Raw genomic sequence first — 6,607 nt, forward strand, 5'->3', positions numbered from 1 at the left:
ATGGTTCAGAGTTTGCAGATCTTACTTCCTGTCTTGAGCATACCGCTACCGAAGTTTATTATGCCCATCCCTTCTCTTCCTGGGAGAGAGGCGCTAATGAGCAGAATAACGGCATGATCAGACGGTTCATTCCTAAAGGTATCGATCCTCAGTCCGTTACCCCTGAAATGGTTCATAGAGTGGAATCATGGCTTAATCATTATCCTAAAAAGGTACTTGGTTACGCTTCTTCCTTTGATGTGTTCTACCAGTACACTTCATCCCACGCTGCCTGATTCCTCCATCACTTCCTCTTTCTTCCTCTTCCACTACCTGTTCTCTGGTATCACTATGTTTTGGTTATGTTTGAAGTTTGTTGCATTTAAATTTGACATTAGGCAACTAAAATTATAATTATAAGGAGAATTAGAAGTATGAATTCGATTAGCGAAGATAATCTACATGATACTCAAGATGTGATTTTAAATGAAGACAATCAGCAGGTTGTGAGAAGAGCACACCCCATTTCACCTACTAAGAAGCAGGAGGGTATCTTGAAGTCTGGAATCCGGGTAGGAGGAGCTGTTCCATCTAGAAGAAATAAAATCTCACCCAAAAGGAAGGAGGAGTACATCCAGGGTGTCAATTCACAAGATTTCGACCCACAGGAACACGCAGAGAACAGTCAGGATCTAGAAAGTGACCTGAAGACAATCCTAGAAAGTAGACGGAAAATAGGGGGTTTTGCAAAAGAATTACCAGATGTTCTAAAGCAGGAAGAAAAGAGAGAGAAGAAGAGGTTCACTGCCATGTTGGAACCCAAAACAGTAGATTTTTTGCAAGAACTGAAAGCAACAAGAAAAATCAGATCTGTGTCAGGTCTTCTAGAAACGGCTTTAGAAGAGTTTTTTCAGAAGTATAACTTGAAGTAAGTACATCAGTTAGAGGGAGATCGCAAAAGCGGTCTCTCTTTTTTCATGCACAAAAAGAAAGGAGACATAAAATGATTAAATTAGGACATTCACGTGATATTGAAGCAGTACATCATCTTCCTTCTGAGGTTGTTGAAGAAATTCTAGATAACCTTAAAGTTTTGGACGAAGAGTATGGGGAAGATAGAAATATTTCTGAAGACCAAGGAGGATATGTAGTGATCCTCACTAAAGAAAGTGACCTCAAAGATCTTAGTTCATTAATCGGTGGAGACATTATTAACGAAGCCATACCAGAATATGTAGCCATAATCAGGTGTGCGACAAAAGAAGTTTTTACGGTATCACTGTTTATTTGCGGTAGTGACTTCGGTATTATTGCTGTAATCCCATATAAGATAACTCCTAAATATCTTCTAAGCTATGCCTAATTGACCCTAACTCTTAACTGAGTTAGGGTTTTTTACTTTCGTAAAAATGAAAAAGAAATTTCAGTAGAGAAAATACGCGTAACACATTCAACGTTCATATAAACTACATGACGAGAATGGTAGAAGAGAGTTACTGTGAGGAAATTCTAACAGGTTAAGAGTGAAGAAAAATTTACACATGAAGTCACATGAAAAAAGTGTGTTGCTGAAAAGAAAGGAAAGATGGTAGTGGGTAAAACAGAAAAAATCAAGTCTACAATCAAAGAGACAAAATACTGTAGCATTTTAGCTCAAGGTAAAGTATTTGATGGTGAGTACACATACTGTATAGAAAAAGTCTTTGTAAAAGAACTGAGGCAAGAAGAAATTAGGTTCAGCTTGTATAAGGATACGCTGAATCAAGTTGAAAGATACATACCAAGGTCATTAGATGTTACGGAGAAAGAATTCTTGGAGCTCTTTAAGGAGGCCGTTAAACATGACGTTTTTTCAAGAGAACTGCTTGCGGATCTAAGAACCGAACTTGTGAAGAGAAGAAAAGGAGCTAATAGACCAAACGAGAGAGATGAAATAGAACATGAAGAGGTAGGAGAAGTCCAAGAAGAGGTGGAAGAAAATGAAGAATAGCGGAAAAGAATCTTTAGAATACGATGGAGGGAACAGGAAACAAGAAAGTAGAAGGAAAACAGGGACTCTTCAGGCTAAAAGAATAGACGTGGTTTCTGTAAAACTTGTAAGAGAAAGGTCGTTCCTTTACAAAGAAAGAAAAGTTGGTGGTCCACAAGAAGCATACGAGATAGCAAAAGATATGCTTCAAGATAAAGACCGTGAAGTTCTCTTAGCTTGTTTCTTAAACACCAAGAATGAACCTATTGCTGTTAATGTGGTTTCGGTAGGATCTCTTAACAGTTCAATCATACATCCAAGAGAGATTTTTAAGGTTGCTCTACTGTGTAATGCAGCTAGCTTCATATTATTTCACAATCACCCTTCCGGAGGCGTTGAACCCTCTTCAGAAGATATAAGTGCTACACAACGAATTAAAGAATGTGGAGTATTTATGGGGATAAGTCTCATTGACCACATAATAGTTGGGGATGAAAAGTTTTACAGCATGTTGGAAAAAGGAATGTTATAAAGGGGAGAAGGTAATGTTCGATAGAGAAAGATATCTGACCAAAGGAGTTGCAAAAGAGATTGAAGTAGAAATGCAGATTTTACTTTGGAGTTTGGTTGATAACCTTCAACCGCCTAAAGATTACCTGCAAGTGTTTGAACTTTTAAAGTTATCGAATGGAAGTACAAGAATTGTACATACCCAGGAAGAACCTGAGTACAGATCGGAAATTTCTGTAGACATAGAGGTATCTAAGGAACGCTTAAAGATCTTTATCATTGATAGTGGTGAGTACTCCACGATGTTGCTGTCAAGTGAATACTGAAAGATGAACACGAGCCACTTAATACTGCATATGATTAGGAGTTCAATAATCACTTTTAAAATAATTTTACAATTTCCGTATATATACGTATTATAAAGTTTACATAAACATAACATCATACTAAACTATAAGTAAAGAATAACAGGAGGTTAACACATGCCAGTAACATTTATGATAATAGCTGCAATCATCGGTTTTTTTCAATGGGGTTTAAAGGGGATCTTCTTTGGTGCTTTGTTTCCTTTTGGTTGGAAGTTCATAAGCTACCTTGAAAATCAGGTATTCTATTTAACGACAATAGATAACTTCATTTGGTGGAAGTTTCTCATAAAACCTGTGCTAGCTTTAATGCTGGGAATTTTCTGTGCTCCATTCTACATCGGGAAATATCTTCTTGAACGATATGTAGCTAATGAATCCAACCCATCATGACATAATGTAGATAAACAATAGAGTTGTCTGTTAAGAAAAGATCCTTCAGAATCAGGGGTCTTTTCTTTTTTTGTGATATGTTGACTGCTCAAAGTAAGAAAAAACCTGCCTATATGCAAATTTTGAGCATATGGACAGGTTTATTTCTTGTGTTTAGGTTGTACTTGTTTCAGAAGTATAAATGATTCTACTCAGTTCTTGAAAAAAGTGATCTCTCTCAAGAATTGCCTTCTGTACGTTCGGGCGTAAAGAAGAGTGTTCGATCTGGATCTCATTACAACAGAAAATAAATTCTATCGTTCTTACTTCCTTAGTTTTTATATCTTGCCTGCAATAATTACATTTCATAATGTTCACCCCCTCAATACTGAATTATGCTAGATATCTCAGAAAAGCATACACCCTTTAAAAAATTTCTTTGTTCCATTCTCTAAATACCAGTTAGCGTTAAAGAAAAATATTTAAACTCAGCATTTAGTAAATAGATGATCTGAATACTACGCCTGAAAGATGGCACTTTTTTTGAAGAACCTGACTAAACAAGAATGCAGGAACAAAAAGAATAACGTGACCATGTATTGGGAAGGCTTTTGGAGGCAGGGGGACTTGTTTTGCGGAGTTTCCCTCTCTAAGTAGGGGAAACGTAAAAGGTGCACATGAATCTTCCGATGGGAGCCAATCAGTAATAGAAAGCCCCAAAATCCCCTCTTTTTTTGGTGGAAAAGAAAAAAGCTGGAGGTTTTGTTTTAAGTATAACTTCCAGACAGGGGGAAATGGGGGAAATGGGGGAAATGCAATATGATAAGGTGATGTGAAAATATATAATATAAATATTAATATAAATATAAATATTTTAAATAAGAGAATAAAATAGGTGTTTTTAAAAAATTCATATTTAAAAATTTTTTTTAAGTAAGATTAAAGAGAGTGAGTCGATTATTAGAAATTATTAATTGGAGTGATTAATTATCATCGATAATTCCGTACTCAATCCAAATCCACGGTAGAAAATCTTGAAAACTTTTTCCGAAGTGTTTTCAGGCTTGCAGAGAATTTTTGAGTAGATTTCCCATCAGAACAACAACAACTGATTGATAAAATTAAAAAAATATCAGGAATAATTAACGCTTTTATATTTTAATGTGACCTATAATGATAAAGTGGTATTGATTTGCTTGATTCATTATGCTTTAATAGCTTCAGTGATCACTAAATATTTAAGAAAGGAAGTAAAGCATGAATGCAAAAAAGAGTAAACCACAAAGAATATCCCTAAGACAAAATAACCGATGTACCAAATTGTATGCGAAAGACGGGAATGTTTATCTTACTGCTGATAAAGGAGAGGATAAGTACTGCTTTAGGTACATCGGGGTAACGAAGATCTATAAAAACTTAATAACCGGACAAGTAGAGATTGAACTGACTTACAACGATTTTGGCAAGACTAGGCAGATGAACTTTCCGCGAAGCATCCTTACAAGGCAAAAAATCATTACGGTATTACCTGAGCATGGGATAGATGTGTATGAAGAAAATAGCAAGGCCGTCCTTGAATGGCTACTTTACACAGAAGAAACGGCACCGATTGAGTTCTACCATACACATTTGGGCTGGCACAAGGTGAATCAGAACTTGGTGTATCTCCACAATGAGTGTATCAGTATTGAGGGCTTGCAGAGTACATACAGAGGTATAACTGATTTAGGTCCGAAAGGATCTTTGAAGGAGTACAAAAACCTTCTGAATGAGGAAGTTTTGGGGAATTTGCAGTTGGAACTTGCCTGTTGCATTGGATTGTCAGCAATCCTGGTCTCATACTTGAAAGACTACATCTCCAATCATTTGTACACATTTCATTTCTACGGAGATAGTTCAACGGGGAAATCTCTGGCAGCGAGCTGTGCACTTAGTGCGTATGCTAAGCCGACCAAAGCGCCTGATGGATTGATGCATACCTATTTAGATACCAACAATGGGATTTTTGCGACCTTGAAGAACAAGCATGGAATTTGTTTCTGCTTGGATGAAAGCTCCAGTAGACAGAGAAGTGATCACACTTCACTGCTTTACAATGTAAGTGAAGGCCGCACAAAAACACGATCAACTGTTGAGGGAGATCCTAGAGAGGTTCAAAGTTTCTCTGGAATCTTGACGTCTACTGGAGAAAATCCACTTCTGGAAAGATCTTCACAAGCAAATGGACTTAGAGTAAGAGTTATTGAGCTTACATTCGATCAGTGGACATCCAGTCCAGAGAATGCCATGAAAATTCGTGAAGGGGTTAGTTTAAACTGGGGGATTACAGCTCCCATACTTGCAAGGTATATCCTTGAGATTGGTAAAGAAGAAGTGATGCAACGATTCAATGATGCTAAACGCATTGTTATGGATAAGTTCATTAAGTCTGATAAATTTCTTGACCGAATATCTGACATACTTGCTATAGTTTACCTCACTTCAGTTCTCTCTAAAGAGGCTTTTGATGTTCAGTTTGATTCTGATGGTGTTATTGGATTACTTGTGGAGTCAGAGATGGCTAAACTTGATGATCGAGACTTAGGTCAGAAATTCTATGAATGTCTATTAGACTATGTTGTTAGCCACAGAAGTAACATTTATGTGTGGGAAAAAGATACACATTACGCAAAACTTCATCCGAACTTGCAGCAGATAGTCATTCCTAACCTTGTCGATGGGAGAGTCGATACTGTGAAAGGTGTACCACAATCTTTTGCAGTTAGGCCAAGTGTTATAGATGAAGTTGTACGTAAGAATAACTTTGCATCATCAAGGGTTGTGGTGAAGGCTCTTGACGATAAAGGATACTTGACGCTTGAAGAATATGAAGGAGGAGTGAAAAACTCTGTAAAGAGACGCCTGTATAAGAATGCACTAAGTTCAACAAGAGTTTATGAACTTCCAATCCAGAGTGATGAAATGGAAAAAGTTCAGCAGTTTATAAGCACTAATGAAGTTATTGAAAAAGAAAGACAAGTTAAACCGAAGACAGGTACTGTAAGAAAGAAAAGAAAAGGATCAATTCTAGATAGTTTTTTTAACGAGGATATTGAGGGGGAAGAATAATGTTTTATGAAAACCACTATATTTCAGACTATGAAATGGAGAATGGGGCATTAAGCCTCATCTACCATTGGGAGGATTTGCAAAGAGATCTGTTCGTTGCTGATGTCCTGTATAACTCTGCCTATTGCATGTTTAAATCTGAGAATAAAAGGAGTAGAAAATAATGGCTAAGATAAAAATTGAAAAGAAATCAGGAACACAATCAAGGAGAATCAGTGAAGAAGAGATTCGAGTTGGTAGCACATTACAAGACCCAGAAGAGTATGAAGAAGAAGACACAGAAGAGTACGACGAAGAAGAAGAC

At 36.9% G+C, this 6,607-nt stretch carries 8 protein-coding genes; all 8 read left to right on the forward strand.

Going from position 1 to position 6,607, the window contains the following annotated elements; genetic code table 11:
* The coding region (locus T487_RS0114915) for an IS30 family transposase (RefSeq protein WP_031577938.1) at positions 1-275 on the forward strand (275 nt) is incomplete at its 5' end.
* Between the two features lie 138 nt (positions 276-413).
* Positions 414-911: a hypothetical protein gene (locus T487_RS0114920; protein WP_031577939.1), complete on the forward strand. Its 498-nt coding sequence runs from the start codon at positions 414-416 to the stop codon at positions 909-911.
* A gap of 71 nt (positions 912-982) precedes the next feature.
* Positions 983-1,342 carry a hypothetical protein gene (locus T487_RS0114925; RefSeq protein WP_051651770.1) on the forward strand — a complete coding sequence of 120 codons (360 nt, stop codon included), beginning with the start codon at positions 983-985 and terminating at the stop codon, positions 1,340-1,342.
* A gap of 222 nt (positions 1,343-1,564) precedes the next feature.
* Positions 1,565-1,969: a hypothetical protein gene (locus tag T487_RS0114930; RefSeq protein WP_074542677.1), complete on the forward strand. Its 405-nt coding sequence runs from the start codon at positions 1,565-1,567 to the stop codon at positions 1,967-1,969.
* Positions 1,959-2,480, forward strand: coding sequence for a JAB domain-containing protein (locus T487_RS0114935; protein WP_081827677.1), 522 nt, complete (start codon positions 1,959-1,961; stop codon positions 2,478-2,480). Before T487_RS0114930 ends, T487_RS0114935 begins: the two co-directional genes overlap by 11 nt.
* Positions 2,481-2,493: 13 nt before the next feature.
* Complete coding sequence (locus T487_RS0114940) at positions 2,494-2,784, forward strand: DUF960 family protein (RefSeq protein ID WP_031577944.1); 291 nt, start codon at positions 2,494-2,496, stop codon at positions 2,782-2,784.
* 156 nt (positions 2,785-2,940) lie between these two features.
* Entirely contained in the window at positions 2,941-3,216 is a 276-nt protein-coding gene (locus tag T487_RS0114945; protein WP_031577945.1) for a hypothetical protein, read from the forward strand.
* A 1,236-nt stretch (positions 3,217-4,452) separates the two neighbouring features.
* Complete coding sequence (locus T487_RS0114955) at positions 4,453-6,303, forward strand: DUF927 domain-containing protein (RefSeq protein ID WP_031577947.1); 1,851 nt, start codon at positions 4,453-4,455, stop codon at positions 6,301-6,303.
* The last annotated feature ends 304 nt before the right edge of the window (positions 6,304-6,607 follow it).

It is taken from the genome of Proteiniclasticum ruminis DSM 24773 (assembly GCF_000701905.1).
Classification (GTDB): domain Bacteria; phylum Bacillota; class Clostridia; order Clostridiales; family Clostridiaceae; genus Proteiniclasticum; species Proteiniclasticum ruminis.